This is a genomic window from Buttiauxella sp., assembly GCF_049686335.1.
Lineage (GTDB): Bacteria > Pseudomonadota > Gammaproteobacteria > Enterobacterales > Enterobacteriaceae > Buttiauxella.
In genome coordinates this window covers 239535-257496 of sequence record NZ_JBAVHX010000004.1, presented here as the reverse complement: position 1 = coordinate 257496, position 17962 = coordinate 239535, and the positions used below count along the sequence as shown (strand labels likewise).

General features: G+C 50.3%; 20 protein-coding genes and 1 pseudogene. All 21 read left to right on the top strand.

The annotated features are described in order from the left end of the window. Positions 1–7 precede the first annotated feature (7 nt). Positions 8–1474, top strand: a complete 1467-nt coding sequence (locus tag WBL83_RS01525; RefSeq protein WP_424587484.1) for a DUF1073 domain-containing protein — start codon at positions 8–10, stop codon at positions 1472–1474. A gap of 31 nt (positions 1475–1505) precedes the next feature. Further along, positions 1506–2387 (top strand): annotated as a pseudogene (locus WBL83_RS01520) (phage minor head protein); the annotation flags it as partial. 740 nt (positions 2388–3127) lie between these two features. Further along, positions 3128–3295 carry a hypothetical protein gene (locus WBL83_RS01515; protein WP_424587483.1) on the top strand — a complete coding sequence of 56 codons (168 nt, stop codon included), beginning with the start codon at positions 3128–3130 and terminating at the stop codon, positions 3293–3295. Positions 3296–3363: 68 nt separating this feature from the next. Then, positions 3364–4551, top strand: a complete 1188-nt coding sequence (locus WBL83_RS01510) for a DUF2213 domain-containing protein (RefSeq protein WP_424587482.1) — start codon at positions 3364–3366, stop codon at positions 4549–4551. Between the two features lie 6 nt (positions 4552–4557). Then, the gene (locus tag WBL83_RS01505) at positions 4558–4998 is read left to right on the top strand and encodes a hypothetical protein (protein ID WP_424587481.1); all 441 of its coding nucleotides are present in this window, start codon (positions 4558–4560) and stop codon (positions 4996–4998) included. Positions 4999–5008: 10 nt separating this feature from the next. After that, entirely contained in the window at positions 5009–6085 is a 1077-nt protein-coding gene (locus WBL83_RS01500; RefSeq protein ID WP_424587480.1) for a major capsid protein, read from the top strand. Positions 6086–6094: 9 nt separating this feature from the next. After that, positions 6095–6463: a hypothetical protein gene (locus WBL83_RS01495; RefSeq protein WP_424587479.1), complete on the top strand. Its 369-nt coding sequence runs from the start codon at positions 6095–6097 to the stop codon at positions 6461–6463. Between the two features lie 2 nt (positions 6464–6465). Beyond that, positions 6466–6843, top strand: a complete 378-nt coding sequence (locus WBL83_RS01490) for a DUF7370 family protein (protein ID WP_424587478.1) — start codon at positions 6466–6468, stop codon at positions 6841–6843. Next, positions 6843–7013, top strand: coding sequence for a hypothetical protein (locus WBL83_RS01485; protein WP_424587477.1), 171 nt, complete (start codon positions 6843–6845; stop codon positions 7011–7013). Before WBL83_RS01490 ends, WBL83_RS01485 begins: the two co-directional genes overlap by 1 nt. Beyond that, positions 7010–7327: a DUF6527 family protein gene (locus WBL83_RS01480; protein WP_424587476.1), complete on the top strand. Its 318-nt coding sequence runs from the start codon at positions 7010–7012 to the stop codon at positions 7325–7327. The genes WBL83_RS01485 and WBL83_RS01480 overlap by 4 nt, the downstream gene beginning before the upstream one ends. 10 nt (positions 7328–7337) lie before the next feature. Then, complete coding sequence (locus WBL83_RS01475) at positions 7338–7706, top strand: hypothetical protein (RefSeq protein WP_424588014.1); 369 nt, start codon at positions 7338–7340, stop codon at positions 7704–7706. Continuing rightward, complete coding sequence (locus tag WBL83_RS01470) at positions 7706–8074, top strand: HK97 gp10 family phage protein (RefSeq protein WP_424587475.1); 369 nt, start codon at positions 7706–7708, stop codon at positions 8072–8074. The genes WBL83_RS01475 and WBL83_RS01470 overlap by 1 nt, the downstream gene beginning before the upstream one ends. After that, complete coding sequence (locus WBL83_RS01465; protein WP_424587474.1) at positions 8071–8454, top strand: phage tail termination protein; 384 nt, start codon at positions 8071–8073, stop codon at positions 8452–8454. Before WBL83_RS01470 ends, WBL83_RS01465 begins: the two co-directional genes overlap by 4 nt. 66 nt (positions 8455–8520) lie before the next feature. Then, positions 8521–9276: an Ig-like domain-containing protein gene (locus WBL83_RS01460; protein ID WP_424587473.1), complete on the top strand. Its 756-nt coding sequence runs from the start codon at positions 8521–8523 to the stop codon at positions 9274–9276. Between the two features lie 50 nt (positions 9277–9326). Continuing rightward, positions 9327–10001 (top strand): DUF6246 family protein, encoded by a 675-nt coding sequence (locus WBL83_RS01455; protein WP_424587472.1) that lies wholly within the window; start codon positions 9327–9329, stop codon positions 9999–10001. A 2-nt stretch (positions 10002–10003) separates the two neighbouring features. Continuing rightward, positions 10004–13510, top strand: coding sequence for a tape measure protein (locus WBL83_RS01450; protein ID WP_424587471.1), 3507 nt, complete (start codon positions 10004–10006; stop codon positions 13508–13510). Positions 13511–13666: 156 nt separating this feature from the next. After that, the gene (locus WBL83_RS01445; RefSeq protein WP_424587470.1) at positions 13667–14047 is read left to right on the top strand and encodes a hypothetical protein; all 381 of its coding nucleotides are present in this window, start codon (positions 13667–13669) and stop codon (positions 14045–14047) included. 63 nt (positions 14048–14110) lie between these two features. Further along, positions 14111–14584, top strand: coding sequence for a hypothetical protein (locus WBL83_RS01440; RefSeq protein WP_424587469.1), 474 nt, complete (start codon positions 14111–14113; stop codon positions 14582–14584). Further along, positions 14584–15054 carry a hypothetical protein gene (locus WBL83_RS01435; RefSeq protein ID WP_424587468.1) on the top strand — a complete coding sequence of 157 codons (471 nt, stop codon included), beginning with the start codon at positions 14584–14586 and terminating at the stop codon, positions 15052–15054. Before WBL83_RS01440 ends, WBL83_RS01435 begins: the two co-directional genes overlap by 1 nt. Beyond that, positions 15047–15514, top strand: a complete 468-nt coding sequence (locus WBL83_RS01430) for an NlpC/P60 family protein (protein WP_424587467.1) — start codon at positions 15047–15049, stop codon at positions 15512–15514. The genes WBL83_RS01435 and WBL83_RS01430 overlap by 8 nt, the downstream gene beginning before the upstream one ends. Further along, positions 15426–17909 (top strand): host specificity factor TipJ family phage tail protein, encoded by a 2484-nt coding sequence (locus WBL83_RS01425; protein ID WP_424587466.1) that lies wholly within the window; start codon positions 15426–15428, stop codon positions 17907–17909. The genes WBL83_RS01430 and WBL83_RS01425 overlap by 89 nt, the downstream gene beginning before the upstream one ends. The last annotated feature ends 53 nt before the right edge of the window (positions 17910–17962 follow it).

The following is a 17962-nucleotide window of genomic DNA, read 5'->3' as shown; positions in this document are numbered from 1 at the left end:
GCACTCAGTGAGTGAATTAAATAGCGGGGAACAATTCCTCGTGAACGCCCTTGCTGATGCTATCGGGCGGCAGCGCATGTTGTACGCGCAGGGACCTAACGGGAATACCAAGCGCACAAAGCTGTGGGATGAATTCGGTTATCCAGACACAGTTAACTTCGACAACTACTACCGGGCATACGAACGTAACGCTGTGGCCCACGCTGCTGTGCACAAGCTGCTTGATTCATGCTGGACAGATAATCCCACAATCATCGATGGTGAGGAGAAGGATGAAGCCGAGGAAACGACTGAGTGGGAGTCGTCAACAACCAAGCTACTCAGCAAGCACTGGGCAAAGCTGAAGGATGCTGACCGCCGCAACCTGGTAGGTCGATATTCAGCAGTGCTGCTTCAACTGAAAGATGGCCGTAACTGGTGGGAGCCTGTTAATCGCGATGTAGTGAAGGCGCTCGGTGATCAAGCACTGGTTAAGTTAATCCCAGCATGGGAAGCGCAGATTAAGCCGGGTAACTTCGATATCGATACTCAGTCAGACACCTACGGGCAGCCGGTCAGCTACAACTTCAATGAGCAGCCAGTTGGCGATGATGGCACTTATGGAACTGTGCGCAGTGTTACCGTTCATCCAGATCGCGTGATCATCCTTTGCGAAGGTTCAGAAGATGAAAACATGCTTGCCGGCGTGCCATTGCTTCGCGCTGGCTTCAACAAGCTGCTCGACATTGAGAAGACATCAGGCGGCAGCGCAGAAGGGTTCCTGAAAAACGCCAGCCGTCAGTTGGGGATAGAGTTCAGCAAAGAAACCGATATCAATTCTCTCATTAAGCAAGCCAAGGATGAGGGGTTCGATAAGCTCGGCGATGCGATGAACGACAAGATTCGTCGCATGAATAGCGGTACTGACTCCGCGCTCGTCATGCAGGCAGGGCAGGCCTCTGTTCTTTCAGTAGCCGCCGCTGACCCGACACCTACCTGGACGGCAGCCGCAAACGAGTTCTCAGCATCTATCCAATGCCCGTTCACCATTCAGTTTGGTCAGCAGACAGGCCGCCTCGCTTCTGATGAAGATAAAACAGAGTGGGCCAAGCGCTGTAATGGTCGTCGCTGGGGCTTCCTCACTGACTACATCACTCGCGTCATTCAGCGATTCTGGACATTGGGCATTATCAACCCTCCGCAAAATGGAGAGGTAACGCTGGCCTGGTCTGATTTACTCGCGCCGAGTGAGAAAGAGAAGATCGCCAACATGCAGGCTATGGCTCAGGTCGCTAAAGATACTCAGCAGGCATTTGGCACATCGTCGGTAACTGAGAACGAGATTCGTGCAGTTGGTGAGCTGGAGCCAGTGACGGACGCTAAGCCACCCAAGGGCGCTGATGAATCGGCGAAGAACATCGATCCGCTGACAGGTAAGCCAGTTGAACAATCAATCGAAACCCGGCAGCCCAATAATACCGCGCAACAAAGCTGACCCGACGCAATCCTACCGCGCAGTAAACCGGATGTACCGCGACATTGAGCAGCGCTACTACGACATTAAGGTGGCACTTAAGCAGTTATTCGATATGCGTTTAACCGGGCGCGAACGGGCGAGCAACTCTCTGTTTGGCTATATCCTTGCTCGCAATGGCAATAAGCCCGACACGCTCTACCAGGTTAACGCCGGCACGTACATCTATGACATGTCAGCAGCGCAATTAGCTGATCTGCTGCAGATCGTGCAGACAATATTGGATGACCACCTGCTCGAAGGTAACGTTCAAAACCTGTGGGCTTTTGAATATGTAGCCGGGGAGTATCAGCGCGGCACGTTGAACGCTTACACCAATCTGTCGGTACAATCACCGGTTTACGCCAGTCAGACGACTCTACAGCAACTTTTAAGCTCTCCCGCTTACCAGAATCAGGTCGCCTCTGCTTACGTTTCCACGTACAGCGACTGGAAGGGCATAAGCGATGCCGCTCGCGGTGACCTGGCTAATGTGATTGCTGATTCAATCGGGCGCGGCGTTAATCCACGAGAGACGGCTTCAATTATCAGCAAGCGTCTTGATGTGAGCATGAGCAAAGCAAAGACCATTGCTCAGACTGAGCAGGTCGGGGCGTTGCGGCAGGCTCAGCGTTCAGAATCTGATTGGGCTAAAGAAAGGTTAGGGCTTAATACCGGCATGCTCTGGCTTTCAGCACTCAAAGCCACAACCCGGGCCTGGCATGCATCACGGCACGGACGGATTTACACCACGGAAGAGGTGGAAGCTTTCTATGCAGAGAACGGCAACCGGTACAACTGCTACTGTAGCCAGATACCGGCCCTGCTGAATGATGACGGCTCAATCTTTAACGAAGGACTTGCCGAAAAACTTGCTGCGGAAAGAAAGCAATGGACTGGTGACCAGGACGAAAGCAAAGAGGCTAAACCATCAACACAACAAGCGGCGAAAGCTGACTACATCCCGCCTAAATATGAGCGCCAGAAAAATGTAACTCGTGTGAATCAGTGGGCCAAGGGCACAATTGCTGAGAATGCAAAAATACCGGCAGGGGTAAACATTGAGCAGTTAAACAACTGCATGCAGCTTACACAGGAGTTGCAGGATAGATTTGATTTGCCGCCTTTACGGTATATCGGTTCGGTGACCGGGGATGTTTATAAATACAAACGCAGCAAGGGAATGATTGGAGGATATTCTCATGGCGCAAATGCAATGTTGTTAACCAAAAACGCATTTGATGCTGATGATCTTCACGCCATAGATGTGAGGTCGCGAGCCCATACTTTTACCAAGGAAAGCATCGCTGCTGTATCAGGATCGGGAAATAAAGCACTGATTCAAGCTGTACAAGGTACTGATGCAATCGCCTGGCACGCTGTGGCGACTCCAAGGGGAGTGTTTGCACATGAATACGGTCACGTTCTGCACAGGTCATTTCCTGATAAACTGGATGCAATAGGGCTGCAAGCTTTCCAGGAGGGATGGCAACATGCGATGAGCGCGTACAGCCGGACGAAGTATAGCGAGTACCTTGCGGAGGCGTTTTCTCTGTATATTGAGAACCCACAAGAAGCGGAGCGGCGACTGTATCCTCCTTTACTCTCGAGGTTGAAAGAAATGGATAAGGCACGATGAGCAACTTTGATAAGGCCGTTGAACTGATTAATAGCATACCGTTACCCGATGACGCTGAAGAGCAACTCGATGCTCTTGCGGCCGATGAAACGGATGAGTTTGAACGGTACAAAATTGCTTCACTTGGCGAGGCGCTTTTTGAAACGCGCCACTGTAAAAAATAGCAGTAATCACAATAAGGTCGCTAAGGCGGCCTTTTTTATTGCCTGAAATCCACCAATGAGGACTCAGCATGTCACGCATCTGCGTAAACGTGCTCTCGGTCATCAACTCCGCTTCAAACATCGCTACTGAAACCATCAACGGCAAGCCACACATCGTGGTTCGCGGCGTCACGCCCATTGTCGATGACATCGTGATGAACCGGAAGTTGTACCCGGCAGCAGAAATTGAAAAGAGCTACAAGTCGCTTGAGCGCAACCCTATGCCGTTTGGTCACCCGAAAGTTGATGGCAAGCATATCTCAGCCCGGGATGTTCAGGCGGTGAATGATTACCACGTAGGTGCCTGGTTGCAGAACGTTAACCGACAGGGTGGCAAGGTTACGGGGGATATGTACGTCGACCGAAACTACGCTGCAAACAGTGAGAACGGCAGGCGACTGGTTGAGCGACTCGATGCAATGGCAGCTGGCCAGAACGTCGAGCCAGTGCATATCTCAACGGGCCTGCTTCACAAGGAAATCACGGCCAACGGTGAATCCAGGGGGAAGCGGTACGAGAAAATCGTCACCAACATGGATTTCGACCATGTCGCGGTACTGCTCGACCAGCCAGGAGCCGGAACGCCGGAGGAAGGCGTAGGCATTTTCGTTAATGCCGAAGGTGATGAGCAGGAAATTGAAACCGTAAACCTCGCTGATTCCGACATTCCAGACCCGCAAGACCCCGCACTAAAGCAATTCTTCAACCAATTCATGGCGTTTTTCAGCGCCAACACTAAGCACGTCAAAGAGGAAGCAAACCCGATGAAAGAACTCATCACGAACGCGCTGAAAGCGAAAGGCAAAGAGGTCGAAGGCAAGACCGAGGCTGAGCTGATGGACGCATACAACCAGATGGTCACCGAAGATGCCAAAGCGAAAGCTGACGCTGACGAGAAGGCCAAAAAAGACAAAGAAGAGGCCGATAAGAAGGATAAAGGCACTTCCACAAACAGCGAGCAAGCGCCAGCCTGGTTCCAGCCATTCGCTGACGATTTGGCTGCTGTGAAATCTGGCCTGACTGCTAACGCAGACCAGCAACGCACCGAAATGCGTACCGCGGTGAAAGCTAAGTTCGGCATGACCGATCTGGCCGTGAACGCGTTGGACGGCGAACCGTTGAAAGAACTGTTTGCTCAGTGCCAGACATCAACCGGGCTTAGCGGTGCATTCCGCCAGGTTAACTCTAACGATTCATTCAGCGAAATGCCGGAGTAATCAGAAATGGCTAAAGACGGTAAGCACGTAATTCATGCAGGTGGCATTTTTGCAAATCCGCAACTTCATCGAGAAGGCGCGGCGGCGGCTAATACCCCTCCTGGAACGCTCGGTTTCTTTGATAACACCTCGAAGAAATTCACCGCGTCGGTCGATGGCAATGAAGATGCAATTCTCTATGTCGCCAATTACGACTATCTGCGCTGCAAAACGGTAGACGACATTATTCCAGCGGGGGACTGGGTTGTTGGCATGCATCCAACGACTGGCGTGTTCTTTAACGTCCCAGCAGCAGCCGGCACGTATACCAAAGGCCAGCCCCTTTCCATTGCTAACGGTCGAGTAAAACCAAAGGCAGGAAGCGAATCAACCCGCGCCTATGTTGAAGAAGACCGTTCATACACCATTGCGACAGCAGGCCAGCTCCTGCGCGTTGTCATTAAGTAAGGAGCACTGAATGTTTGCATTTTCAATGAAGAAAGCGACCGAGACAGGGAACCTTGAGGCTGTCATGGCTCAGTTCAATGAGCTCAAGTTTGCCCGTAATTCCAGTGCCCAGGCTGTGGCAGATTTTATCGCGCGCACCCGTATAAGAGGGGAGGCTGCGAACGCTCCAGCACTGGACGCCATTAACGCGGTGGATGACATTCGCCGTCTCTACAAAGCCTACGACCAGACGGTTCTCAAAGAGTTTGAGCCCACCACTGAGTTCACGCTACTGAACGACCTGATGCCGCTATCCCGCTCGGTTCGTCTTGAAGAGTCGGTGTATGAATATGCTCGTAATGGTGGTCGTGGTTGGGCTCACACATCCATGTCAGGCCAGATTGGTGCGGCACTGGATGCGAAGTCCTATACCTTCGACGGTACAATGGTCCCAATTCACGACAGCGGTTTTAAATTCAACTGGCGTGACCCGGTATTTAACAAAGGCTCCGCTCTGTCTTCTCTGGCTGATGCTCAGTCAGGCTCGGTTGATGATGTTCGTCGCCAGTATGTGGATTACATCTGGGAAGGGTTTCGCGACGCCGCTGGTAACTACATCAAGTTTGATGACAAGACCTGGAAAGGCTTGCGTCATGACGAACGAGTAGCTCAGGTAACACTAACCGTTAACTTCGCAACCAGCACCGACCCTAAAGCCATGCGTGCGGCTGCTATTGCACTGCGTGATGTACTGAAGCTGCAAAACCTTCAGTACGGGCAGCAGACCTGGTACGTATCCAGCGAAATTATGTCGAACTGGGAGCAGTATTTCGACGTGAACTCCCTGCGCACGGTGCTTGAAGAAATCTCGAAATTGTCTGGTATTTCAGCCATCAAAGAAGACGCAGAGCTAACCGGTAATGAAATCCTGATTGTTCCCTTGGGTGCAGGCGTTATTGCTCCAATCGTCGGCCAGGCGTTCGGTACCGTTGCCGACCCCCGCCAGTACTACAACTCTGACTACGTGTGGCGCACATGGGGTGCTGCTGGCCTGATGGTTAAGCAGGACATCAACGGTCATTACTCTGTCATTCACGCATCCAGCTAAGGAAATAAAATGGCACTCGTAAAAGTTTTGGTAGCAAACCTTTTTGCCGGTGCCAATCTCCAGAAACTGGAGGTTGGTCAGGTTTATGACGTTGATGATTCGGTCGCCGATAAGTGGATCACACAGGCCAAGGCTGAAAAATCATCTGAAAAGAAAGGTGAGAAATTGGTGTTTGAAGTTGCCACGCCATCCGCTCCGGAAAGCAAAGACGTAAGCGGCATTCAGAAGCAACTCGACGACGCTCTTGAGCATGTGAAAACACTGACCGACGAAGCGGAAGCAAAAGAGCTGGCTCACACTCAAGCTCTGAAAGCAGAGACTAAGCGAGCCGACGAAGCGGAAGCGGCACTGGCAGCAGCGACCAAAAAGGACAAGTAATCATGGCTGACCCAATCACACCGGCAGACATGCAGGCGTTCCTCAGTGAATTGGGTTACGCCATCCCCATCGCGCTGCTAACGCCGATCCTCTGCCAGGTGAATAAAATCATCCCGTGCATGGTTGGCGCCGGGTATGACGAATGCACTCAGCAACTCATTATGCTTTATGCGGCGGCTTTAATGTCGGCATCATCCGGGGCGCGGCGACTCAAATCGCAAGGTGCGCCATCTGGGGCGTCACGCTCGTTTGAATATGGCGAGGACAGCATTACATGGTTGAGTGATTCACTTGCGCGGCTGGATACGAGTGGATGCACAGGTGAGCTGCCGATTAGCGCGGGCAACTCGGTTGGGTTGTTTATGGTTGTGGGGGGCTGATGGTGTGGAAGACCATAACTGAAAGCCAGCCGAAGCCATTCGCCAGAGTGTGGGTGAAAACGGATACCGGACGGGAAACCACCGGGTATGTGAACAGCTCCGGCGAGTGGGTGATCAACTGCGTGACCATTCGCGCGACGGGTGCAAAGGTTGAGAGGTGGAAAGAATGAACGAGCGAGTAAAGAAAGCGAGTGATAACCGATTATCGTTCATGTGTCCTGGATGTGGCAGCCGCCATGTGGTGCAGGTGGGTGCTGGTAGTGGACCTCGATGGGCATGGAATGAAAGCATGGATAAGCCAACGTTTACCCCCAGCGTTTTAGTTACTGGTTTCACTCCCAGTGATAACCCAGAAGAATTTGATGACGCCACGAAAGACAAGCCATTCACTTGCCATTCATTTGTGACTGAGGGGCAGATTCATTATCTGAGCGATTGCACGCACAGCATGGCGGGGAGAACAGTTCCTCTGCCAATGTTGTAGGAGGTGGATTATCTCAGCAGCTGCAAACTGGAGTTACACAGCGGTGGCCACAATCTGGCGCAACCTTGGTAACAATACCTATGGTGACCCGATTGGTTATGCTACCCCAGTGAAAATCATGTGTGATTACGAAGGGGGATTGAGTAAGAAAATTGCTGGTGTCTCTGCAGCCATGGGAGATCTCGGATCGGAAGTTGTAGTTAAAAACACCATCTGGACTGAATATGCCGATGCAAGCTCAGGGGATTACATCCTGATCGGCGAGTCAGTGCTAATTGACCCACTTGAAGCTGGCGCAGATGAGTTATTGCGAATAATTCGTTATGCAGACACTTTTGATCGTATAGCGGACGATTTTGCGTTGATAACGGGAGATTAATGGCTGGAAAAGTCAGAGGTATCAAGCAAGCTAAATCTAATTTAGATAATCTTATAAAGGATATCTCTGGCCGTAAAATTGCCCGAGCTATTCAGTCGGCGCTAATTATCGGTAGCTCGCAAGCGGCGCTCTATACAGCAATCGATACATCAACTCTCATCAATAGCCAGTTCCGTGAACTTCTAATTAATGGCGTTCTGGTTACGGGTCGTGTCGGTTATTCAGCAAAATATGCATTGTCGGTTCACGATCCCAATGTTCGGCAGAAATTCCGTCGTGCGACGGCGGAAAAGGAATACCTGACTAAGGGGTTCGATGATACACGGGGGCAGATAGATGCTGTGGTTTATAAGGAACTATCGGTATGAATCCTCCTATGTTTGAGCGCGTGAGAAATATGTTTCAGGCTGCCGGGCTTAATGATGGACGTATTGTGCAACTAACTTTCTTTGAAGATACGAAAAAGGCTTCTGATGCGTTCATTGTGTTCAGGCCGAATAACGGCATAGGAATACCTAATTCAGACAGCGGTGAGCATTATGTTCTTGTTGATGTGATCGGCCCTAAAGACAAACGTTCTTTAACCACATCGGCTTCTCAAGCTATTTTGGATTACGTAGAGAAGCATCCGTTGTCGGATAAGTACGTAGGGCAAATACAGGCCATAAGCTTTCTTCCACCTCCAGTTTTAACAGATGAAGGCAGGCCCGTTTATAGGCTGCAATTCGCTTGCCTCTATGGTGAGTAATAACATCAACTGAAACAAGGTCGCCATGGCGGCCTTTTTTATTTCTAAAGTAAGAGGTAAGTAATTATGCAAGGTTGCCCAACCAGTTTTGATCGCCTTATTGGTCGAGCTAAGACGCTTGAGTTGGCATATGGTTGCCCCGATACCGTGCCGGCAGAGGGGGAGTGGAAGCTGTTAGGTTTGCCTACTTCCGCAACATGGGATCTCAATCCTGAAACGTTAACATCAGATGCAGATGATGGGGGCTTTACCGCGACCATGATTGCAAGTCTTGATCCTACGTATTCCATTGATGGTGAGGTGCGTACCAACGACCGTTCTGACGAATTTGGAATTCAACAGTTTGTGAAGTACGTGGTTGATGAAGTTCGTGCACGCCGCCAACCAACTGTATGGATGCGATTTCATTGGGGCGACTTCTATCACATTGGGTACATGGTCGCCTCTGGCCTGAGCGACGGTGGCGGGGTTAAAGAAATTGTTACGTACAGCGCAGAGTTGAAACTTAATGACGGCAATACATTCCAAATCATTGAAGCAGACTCTGATATCCCGGTCACAGGTGTAACACTCACCCCAACTACCAGTTCTATTGCGGCAGGGTCCAGTACAGCATTCGCGGTCACTGTTGCACCGGTAGATGCAGACAACGGGCAATTTACAGTGTCGTCCTCAGTTCCCTCGCGAGCGACAGCAGCATTTGCAGGTAATACTGTAACTGTGTCTGCGCCATCTGGCGCAACTGCCGGGACGGCATTAATTACCGTCAGGACGGTGGATGGCGAGTTCTTAGCAACTCATACCGTCACCGTTACCGTTTAATCAAATCAAAGGGCAGCGAGTCTGCCCTTGAATTTGTTTATGAGGTAGCTATGAACCCTATAAAAGAAATAGGCGAATGTTCGATTGCAATTGGAGAGACTGAGTATCTGCTGCGTCCCTCATTCCGAGCAATGATGAGAATTGGAGATCCTGAGGAAATAGTCAGGGCCTTTTATGATTTGCATAATGATGAAGTTACCCCCCTATTAAAGCGTGCAATGGATGCTTACGGGGAGATTCCAGAATGGTTGATAAGTTATATCTCAAGACAGCAAACCGCAAAGCCAGCAATAATGGCTGCTATTTCTGTGATCAGCGCTTGCTGTGACAGTGATCTGACAAAATTAATCGGCGAGATTATCCCCGGGCGAACGGGTAAATGGACGTTCGTTTATAAAAAGGGAGCAATGCCGCTGGCTAATATGGTCCTGATTGCACAGTCTTTGATTGTCCACGGAATTATTGGTAAGGCCAAAGTCAGGAAACTTCAACGACATGAAACTGGTGAAGCCACCAGGGAGTTTCACGCTTTTGAATATATCAGGTCAGCTAGAAATCATTTCGGTATGACAAAGACTGAGGCGGTAGAGTTAACCATGACTGAATTCCAGTTGATGCTTTCTGATAAATATCCCGCTGAAAAGGGATATACCAAGGAAGAATACGACTCGAAAGCCGATCAATACTTCGAAAGGCGTAAGCGTCGATTGGCAAAAGAAGCATAAATATGATCACCCGCTCCGGCGGGTTTTTTAATGCCCGGAGAAAGCGGATGTCCACAAATGTTGGTGAAATTTACTACGAAGTAGGCGCTGATGTCGCGCCGCTCCTGCAAGGTCAGAGACAAGCAGACCGCGCGCTCGATAGTATGGAGCAAAGCTTTGATAAAACTAACCGAGCATCTCAAAACCTTGATACTGGACTGTCGAAATTAGCCACAACTATCAAAGGAGTTATTGCAGCCACTGCCCTGCGTGAAATGGCTGACATGGTTCAGAAATACCAGGAAATGGCTGAACGCGTACAGATGGCGACAGCGAGTCAGTCCGAGTTCGAGATGGTTCAGAAACGTCTTCTTGATACAGCGAATGGGACTTACCGCTCACTGCAGGAAGCGCAGGAACTCTACATACGTACAGCTGATAGTCTGCGAAGCATGGCCTATTCGACAAGCGAGGCTATGGATGTTCAGGACTCAATGTCATATGCCTTTGTTAAAAATGCGACTTCAGCAGATCGAGCTGGCGCCGCCATTGATGCATTCTCAAAATCTGTAAACACTGGGAAGGTTGCCGCCGACCAGTGGGAAACCCTAACCACTGCCATTCCATCGGTGATTAATGACATTGCTGCGGCGAGTGGCAAGTCAGCGGCTGCTATCCGAGCCCTTGGGGCTGCTGGGCAACTGACCTCTCGCCAGCTCACTGAAGGTCTTCGAAAGTCACTCAGTGAAAATAGTGCTGCAGCTGCCGGAATGTCTAATAACTTGGTTGATGCTTCTGTTCGTTTACGCACAGCAATTACTTCAATTCTGGTTTCATTTGAGAACCAAACAGGAGCATTGCAGGAGTTTACAAATGGATTAATCAAAGCTGCTGACTGGATGCTTGCGTTTGGCAATAACGCCGAGCAGATGAAAGGTGTTATCGATTCCAGTACATCGGCAGCGATGATATTCGCTGGAGTTATGGGGGCGCGGTATGTTGGCGCTCTTGCGATGGCAACAACAGCAAAATTTCAAAGCATTTCTGCCAGTAAACAGCAGGCCGTAGCGGAAGCGCAGGCTGCACAGGCAATACAGATTCAAGCCAATACACTGGTAAGAAAAACTCTGGCAGACAAAGAAGCTGCTGCATCCGCTTTAAATCTTGCTCAGGCTGAATACAACGTAGCCCGAGGGAGTTCTGCTGAGACCATAGCTCTCAACAACTTGATCGCCGCAAAGACTGCTGCTCGAAATTCTTCACTTAGCCTTGCTCAGGCCGAAATTGCACAAGCCGCAGCCCAAAACACGGCAGCAACTGCTGCGCGTAATGCTTCAGTGGCCATGGGTATGGCGCGTGGTGCTCTTGCATTAATCGGTGGGCCAGCCGGGGCGGCTATGCTTGCTGGTGCTGCAATCTTTTATTTCTGCCAGAAAGCTCAACAAGCCAGACAAGAAAGCATAGAGTTTGCTGACTCCTTGGATGGGGTGCTGGCAAAAATGAAGGAAATGAATTCGACGCAACTTGCGGCAAATATCGCAAAGGCAGAGCAGTCAATCATTGACCAGCGCGTAGCTATTGAAGGTTTGCAACAAGAATATGATGAGCTTGCCCAACGCAAAACCTTCATAGAGCAGGCAGCTCAAATACGTGGTGCTGCCGCTGTAGCGGAGGATTATGCGGAAATTAATCGTAAGTTGTCGGTACAAGCTGGAAAGGTTGATGCAGCGGAAAGGAAGCTAAGCCAGACAGTCAGCAGCGTAGGTTTGTTACGCGCCCAACTTAATGGGACGTTGTTGCAAGGTATTGAACTTTTGCGCCGTGATGGTGAAGTTGCTGGAGTTACTGCAGGCTTAATGAATAACCTCGGTAAAATGTTCAAGTTTGCAGCTGATGAGAAAAATAACTTCAACTCATCAAGTATTAAGATTGAGCGCCCGAAGGGAGTACAGGATTACCTCGATAATCTTAATTCTCAAGTTGAATTACAAGGTGAACTGAATGAGCGTAAGCGTGCTCAGTTAAAAGCTGAGCAGGAGATCCGTAAGCTTGGCGGTAACGATAATGACGTTCGTCTGGCACGTGAGCGAGCCGCCGCCGAATACGATTCCATTGAAGCGCAGAGGGCGCAAAAGAAAGCAGCGGATCAGGCCGCTTCATCCGGGAAACAGGCTGCAACACGGGCTGAATCAGTGGCGGAAAAACTCGCCAATCTGAAACAACAGTCAGAGTTGGCGGCAGGCTCAACTCAGGATCTTAGCCGAGAGCAGGCGATACTGCGCGCTGAACAATCACTTGGGAAGTCTGCGTCAGCCGAGCAAATCCAACAGGTCAAGGATTACGCCGCTGCTATTTGGGATACCTCCGCTGCAATCAAGGCCAGAAATACTATCCCGGAACTGAAAGAAGATGCTGATTACTCCTCTCAGAAATCCCAACTCGAAATGCTTAGGGGGGCGAAGGATGCTAACGGGCAATTGCTCATTTCACAGGAGCAATACAGTCGTGAGTCGGAGCGCATTGAGCAAGAGCATCAGACTAATCTAGCTAAAATAAAAGCTGGTAAGGCGGTAACTCCGCAACAACAAGCAGCCGGAACTGTTGATCCGGTCCAGGAACTGGCAAATCAGCACGCTCAGCAGTTAGCGCAAATCCAACAGTTCGAACAGCAGGGTGTAATTACTCATCAGAACGCACTGGCTCAACGCAACGCACTCGACACAGTTTATGAGCAGCAACGCATCGCGGCGCAGTGGGAATTATTCAAAAACCAGAGCCAGGCGAATCAGGTTCTGGCTGCTGGATTTGAGTCATTGGCTGGTAACGCCTCAAATGCTTTCACAGGGATCATCACGCAAAGCATGACAGCCGAAGAAGCTATGAGTTCGTTAGCCAGCAATGCACTCAATAGTCTTATCAATGGCTTCATGCAGATGGGAGTTGAGTGGATTAAATCTGCGGTTACTGGTAGTGCCGCGCAAGTAGCAGCCACAGCAGCAACGACCTCCGCAGCCGTAGCAGGTACTGCTACCACAACGGCAGCGAGCGTGTCTTCTGCGGCAGCCACAACTACCGCATGGACTCCAGCGGCTATCGTAGCGTCAATTGGCTCATTTGGTGGTGCGGCTGCAATCGGTATTGGCGCAGTTATAGCTGCAATGGCGCTATCAAGCTCATTGTCTGGAAAGCGTAAGAATGGTGGGCCGGTATCGGCTGGCTCAATGTACCAGGTAGGCGAAGGTGGTATGCCTGAAATCTACCAAGCCAGCAGCGGTAAGCAATTCATGATCCCCGGAGATAACGGGAAGGTTATCAGTAACAAGGATATGCAGGGTGGAAGTTGCGGGCAAATACAAGTCTCCATTCAGTTCAATGATTACTCGTCAAATAGTCATAGCTTTGATGCACAAGCAACGCAGAATGGAAATATGGTCACAATTCAGGCGTTCATTGCTGATATGGACCAGGGTGGCCCAATGCGCCAGGCTGTAACGCGGAACACAAGCGCCACCCCAAGAGCAATGGAGTAGCCCACTCAGGTGGGCTGTTGGTTTTTTGGCTGTACGTCACTAGGAAGCACTTTGAGAATAACCTGTTCAATTGTGTGTCTTTTGCGTTGCCTTGCGCCATCTCTCTGATACCATGTAACAAAATATTACTTTTGGGATAGGGAAAGGGACAGGGATATGAAGAAATTATTGGTCGCATCCATGGTGGCTATGCTGCTGGTCGGTTGCGCATCTTCCGGGAATAAGCGCCTGCAAAAAGAAACAGAATCAAGCATGCAGTCGAAAATTAAAGAAGGTTCGACTACGAAAGCACAGATTAAGACCATGCTTGGCTCCCCGGAGAATGTCTCATTCACTGACGGTGGGAAGGAAATCTGGAAGTATGCGTTTGCCAAGGTGAAGGTCGATGGAAAGACATTCATCCCCTTCTACGGCCTGTTCCATAACGGCACTAGCGGCACGAAGAAAGAGCTGACCATCTTGTTTAAAGATGACATTGTTGAGAAATACACAATGGCTGAGTCGGCAATAAACACCAAGTCAGGATGGGCTGATTAACTCAAACTGATATATAAACATTAACCCGCTTCGGCGGGTTTTTTATTGCCCGGAGAAAGGTAAATGGCAATTGATTACCCGGACTGGCTACCGCTGGCCCAGAAGTCGAAAACACCTAAGCCTGATACCGGCTTTCGCACCGATTTGCCACAAGTCGGCGTGCCAATCTTCCAGAAGCTCACTGACGACCTGAAAACCGGATTCTCCCTGACATGGATATTCACTCGGGATCAGCACCGTGCATTCATGCAGTGGGTTCGTAGTCCGCTATATCTGGATAACGGTAATCAGTGGTTCAACATGCCGGTTGGCATAGGCTCTGGTGATAACGGTCAAGCGGAGATGCAGGAGCTACATTTTATTGGTCAACCAACCTGGACTCAGTCTGGGGCGCTATTCACATGGTCAGGCGATGTTATCAGCAGGAAATTAAACAATTCTGATGACCAGTATGCAGACGTGATAGTTGAGTTTCCGCCGGGGACGGGTGGCTTCCTTGATGTCATCGTAACTGTGGATATACCGGGGGCGCCATAATGACGACATTCAGAGAAATCAAAAGCCGTCGCCCGAATAGAATCCTCTACGACACAATCACCATCTACAGCACGACATTTGGGTACATCCGTTTCGTTGCCGGTCAGGTCTTTCCCAAGACTTTTGCCGGGAAGATTTATCAGCCTTGCCGGATGGAAATCGCAGAGAGTCAGCAGAGTTCCACACCCATTGTCGCCTCAACCGTTAAATTCAGCCGCATGGCGTCGGATTTTAAACAGCAACTTAAGCAGTGGAAGGCGTACGGACGTATTGAGCCAATTCAGTTTACCCGTCAGCGTTTTGATGCCGCCGATATGAATACTCCGCTCAAGGCGTGGACGCTGTTCGTGAGCGACATCAGCCTGGATGCCAATGACGTCACCGTGTCACTGACAATCAAGAACCCGCTCAATGCCAACATTGGCCTGCTGTACAACGTCGAAGAGTTCACTGGTCTAAAAAATGTCTAAATCTGAATTTCTGAAAAGGGTAATTGGCATACCCTGGCATAACCGCGCCTGCACATTCGATGCGTCAGACTGCTGGGGCCTGGTGATTCTCTATTACCGGCACGTTCTCGGCATTGAGCTGCACCACTCGCCTGACTACGAAGCAGGCGAGGACTTTATAACGTGCTTTGATAGTGAAGTCGTGTACTGGAGTCGGGCGGAACACTTTAGCGACGGCGATATTTTCATCGCGTACTACGGCGCGCAGCCGGTGCATGTAGGACTGATTGTCGATGGCAGGGCACTACATAGCCGCGGTGAAAATGGCAGCGTCCGTTCTGACCAGATTCGAACTATCCAGAAATTATTTACCAGGACGGAGATTTACTCGTATGCCGGTAATCGAAATACAGAGGGTGCCGGGGCTGCCGAAGCAACGGGTGCAGGTGCCAGTGGGGGCGACGTTCAGCGAGTGGTTTGAAGCTGCAGGTGTACATTCTGATGTTCGGGCCATCATTAACGGGCGAGAACTGCAGGATGATGATGATGCGGATTTTACCATCCATGCCGATGACCGGATTATCATCTTTGACCAGCCAAAAGATGGCGGTCTGGCTAAAACCCTTCTCAACCCCCTTGAACACTTCAACCCAATAAAATTTACGCAAAAGGTGATGGGCTCTTTCATTAAGCAGCCTAATGCTGGCGGAGCTGCAGGGCAAAGCAAGACATCACCGAATAACAGCCTGAAAGGGCAAACCAACATCGCCCGTAACGGTGAGGCGAGGCCTGATAACTACGGCCTGATTCGTGCGTATCCCGACCTGATCCAACAGGCTATTTTCGAATACGTGAACAACAAGAAAGTGGTCACTCAGTTCATGAACTTCGGCGTGGGTAAGTACGGTATCAGCCAGATGCGTTATTCAGAGACTAACGTTGGTTCAATGGCGGGCGCTTCATACAAAATTCACCAACCTGGCGATGTGATACCCATTGTTTATGAAGGGTACGAGTTCGACGATGTAGACGGGCAGGAGGTGCCGGGTAAAAACGAGGATACTGGCGTCCCTGTCGAGACAGCGACTGCATCAACAATGATTAGCGGCAATTACGCAGGCGGTCAGATTGCAGTGAAGATCGTTAAGCAGGATGAATTTGACTATTTTATGGGCCTGGCATTGCCACATGCCGTTTCTTTCATTCTTAACATCACCTATCCGGTAACTGGCGGCACAAAGACCGAAGATGTGACACTGTTTGCTAATCTGATTAGTGCCGAAGAATCTGATGATGGCGCCGTAACTGACCCAGTTTCTTATTACACTTTTACATTTGATACTATCAATGGCTCCAGTGTCCCGTATATCGCAGCGGCAACGATCAACACCACTAAATTCATTTTGAATGACAACGCTGCTCTGACAGTTGGTCCGTTCTTTTCGCCTATCGATTCCGATCAGCTCTGGGTTCATACCAGTTCCGCCCTTGGCGGCAACAGTGAAACGAACTGGCAACTGCAAATCTGGAAAGTGAATGAAGATAACAGTCAGGTACCTGGCACAACTGAGACATTCACTTTTCGGCAAACGACTCCTCACGATTACAACAGCGAGACGTTTTACCGGACTGACAAAATCACACCTGCTGCCGGTCGGGGGCGCTATTCATTGTCCTTCCACAGGACGGATAACTCCAGCGACTCAAGCAAGCTCGAAGTTGAGGAAGTGCATGCAGTCAACGTCAGGACTAACGTCAGCCATCCCAATGACACAACGGTCATCATCAAAGTCAGCGCGACGGAGAACTCTACCGGTCGCGAACTGAAATACAACGCGCTGATTAATCGCCATACCATCAGCTACTCGCTGAGTACGCAGTCAGTGGATTACACGCTGCGGCCATCACGCCGATTTGCAGATGCGGCGGCGCATACATGGCTCGTTATGGGAGGGCAACCGGAGAGCAATATTGACCTGTACGGTCTGTACCAGATTCAGGCTGAAATTGATGAAATCGACCCGCGACTCGGGCGCTTCGATTACACTTTCGACGATGAGGATGTATCACTCGGTGCGCGGCTGGAAGCAATCTGCGACGCGGCCAGCGTGACGGCATTCTGGGATGATGGGGTGATGTCGTTTGTTCGTGACAAGAAACGAACAAGTCCGGCTACGGTATTCAACCGTAACAACACTGTCGAGGCCGGTTACTCGCTGAGCTACGACATGACGCTGCCTGGCGGCTTCGATGGAGTGGAGGTGCAGTTCCGCAACCCGTCAACAAACAAACAGGATTTCATCCGGTACCGGATAGTGAATGGTGCCATCGTCTCTGGTGCGCCTGTAAAAGCGAAGAAATTCGAGATGATGTATATCCGTGACGCTTTCCAGGCTGATGAAAGAGCGCTCCGGGAGTGCAAACGACTCATCTATTCACGCATGGCAATGAGCATCACAGCCCTTGCAGATGGTGAATGGGTGAACGTTGGCAACATGGTGCAGATTGTGGACACCTACGACACCAACCAGCAATCGGGGTATATCGTTTCGCGGATCGGCAATGATTTTGAAACCAGTGAACGCATTAATTTCACCGGCTCAATGTTTGTGGTTGTCACGGACTATCTCGGCATGCCGACAGCTCGCTATCCGGTGCAGTCTCTCACGGATACCGCTTTCGGGTTTAATGCGTCCATTCCTGATATCGAACTCAACATTTATGACGGCATGGACGTGCAGTCACCGTCACGGTACTTCATCGCAACATCTGAGGAGCTGGATTCCACTCAGTGGGAAATCACCGACAAGACCCCCGGCACTGACGGAACTACCGCGCTTACCGCTCGAGAATACAGTGATCTGATTTACTCCTGAGCAAACCTTATCCCGTGCTAACCCGGCCATTGTGCCGGGTTTTTTAATGGAAA

What these genes read in the sequence shown, in the direction of transcription:
- WBL83_RS01490 (WP_424587478.1), top strand. Translation starts at nt 6,466, where the DNA reads ATGGCTGACCCAATCACACCGGCAGACATGCAGGCGTTCCTCAGTGAA.
- WBL83_RS01465 (WP_424587474.1), top strand. Translation starts at nt 8,071, where the DNA reads ATGAATCCTCCTATGTTTGAGCGCGTGAGAAATATGTTTCAGGCTGCC.
- WBL83_RS01480 (WP_424587476.1), top strand. Translation starts at nt 7,010, where the DNA reads ATGAACGAGCGAGTAAAGAAAGCGAGTGATAACCGATTATCGTTCATG.
- WBL83_RS01495 (WP_424587479.1), top strand. Translation starts at nt 6,095, where the DNA reads ATGGCACTCGTAAAAGTTTTGGTAGCAAACCTTTTTGCCGGTGCCAAT.
- WBL83_RS01430 (WP_424587467.1), top strand. Translation starts at nt 15,047, where the DNA reads ATGTCTAAATCTGAATTTCTGAAAAGGGTAATTGGCATACCCTGGCAT.
- WBL83_RS01450 (WP_424587471.1), top strand. Translation starts at nt 10,004, where the DNA reads ATGATCACCCGCTCCGGCGGGTTTTTTAATGCCCGGAGAAAGCGGATG.
- WBL83_RS01425 (WP_424587466.1), top strand. Translation starts at nt 15,426, where the DNA reads ATGCCGGTAATCGAAATACAGAGGGTGCCGGGGCTGCCGAAGCAACGG.
- WBL83_RS01460 (WP_424587473.1), top strand. Translation starts at nt 8,521, where the DNA reads ATGCAAGGTTGCCCAACCAGTTTTGATCGCCTTATTGGTCGAGCTAAG.
- WBL83_RS01435 (WP_424587468.1), top strand. Translation starts at nt 14,584, where the DNA reads ATGACGACATTCAGAGAAATCAAAAGCCGTCGCCCGAATAGAATCCTC.
- WBL83_RS01440 (WP_424587469.1), top strand. Translation starts at nt 14,111, where the DNA reads ATGGCAATTGATTACCCGGACTGGCTACCGCTGGCCCAGAAGTCGAAA.
- WBL83_RS01500 (WP_424587480.1), top strand. Translation starts at nt 5,009, where the DNA reads ATGTTTGCATTTTCAATGAAGAAAGCGACCGAGACAGGGAACCTTGAG.
- WBL83_RS01455 (WP_424587472.1), top strand. Translation starts at nt 9,327, where the DNA reads ATGAACCCTATAAAAGAAATAGGCGAATGTTCGATTGCAATTGGAGAG.
- WBL83_RS01445 (WP_424587470.1), top strand. Translation starts at nt 13,667, where the DNA reads ATGAAGAAATTATTGGTCGCATCCATGGTGGCTATGCTGCTGGTCGGT.
- WBL83_RS01485 (WP_424587477.1), top strand. Translation starts at nt 6,843, where the DNA reads ATGGTGTGGAAGACCATAACTGAAAGCCAGCCGAAGCCATTCGCCAGA.
- WBL83_RS01515 (WP_424587483.1), top strand. Translation starts at nt 3,128, where the DNA reads ATGAGCAACTTTGATAAGGCCGTTGAACTGATTAATAGCATACCGTTA.
- WBL83_RS01510 (WP_424587482.1), top strand. Translation starts at nt 3,364, where the DNA reads ATGTCACGCATCTGCGTAAACGTGCTCTCGGTCATCAACTCCGCTTCA.
- WBL83_RS01505 (WP_424587481.1), top strand. Translation starts at nt 4,558, where the DNA reads ATGGCTAAAGACGGTAAGCACGTAATTCATGCAGGTGGCATTTTTGCA.
- WBL83_RS01470 (WP_424587475.1), top strand. Translation starts at nt 7,706, where the DNA reads ATGGCTGGAAAAGTCAGAGGTATCAAGCAAGCTAAATCTAATTTAGAT.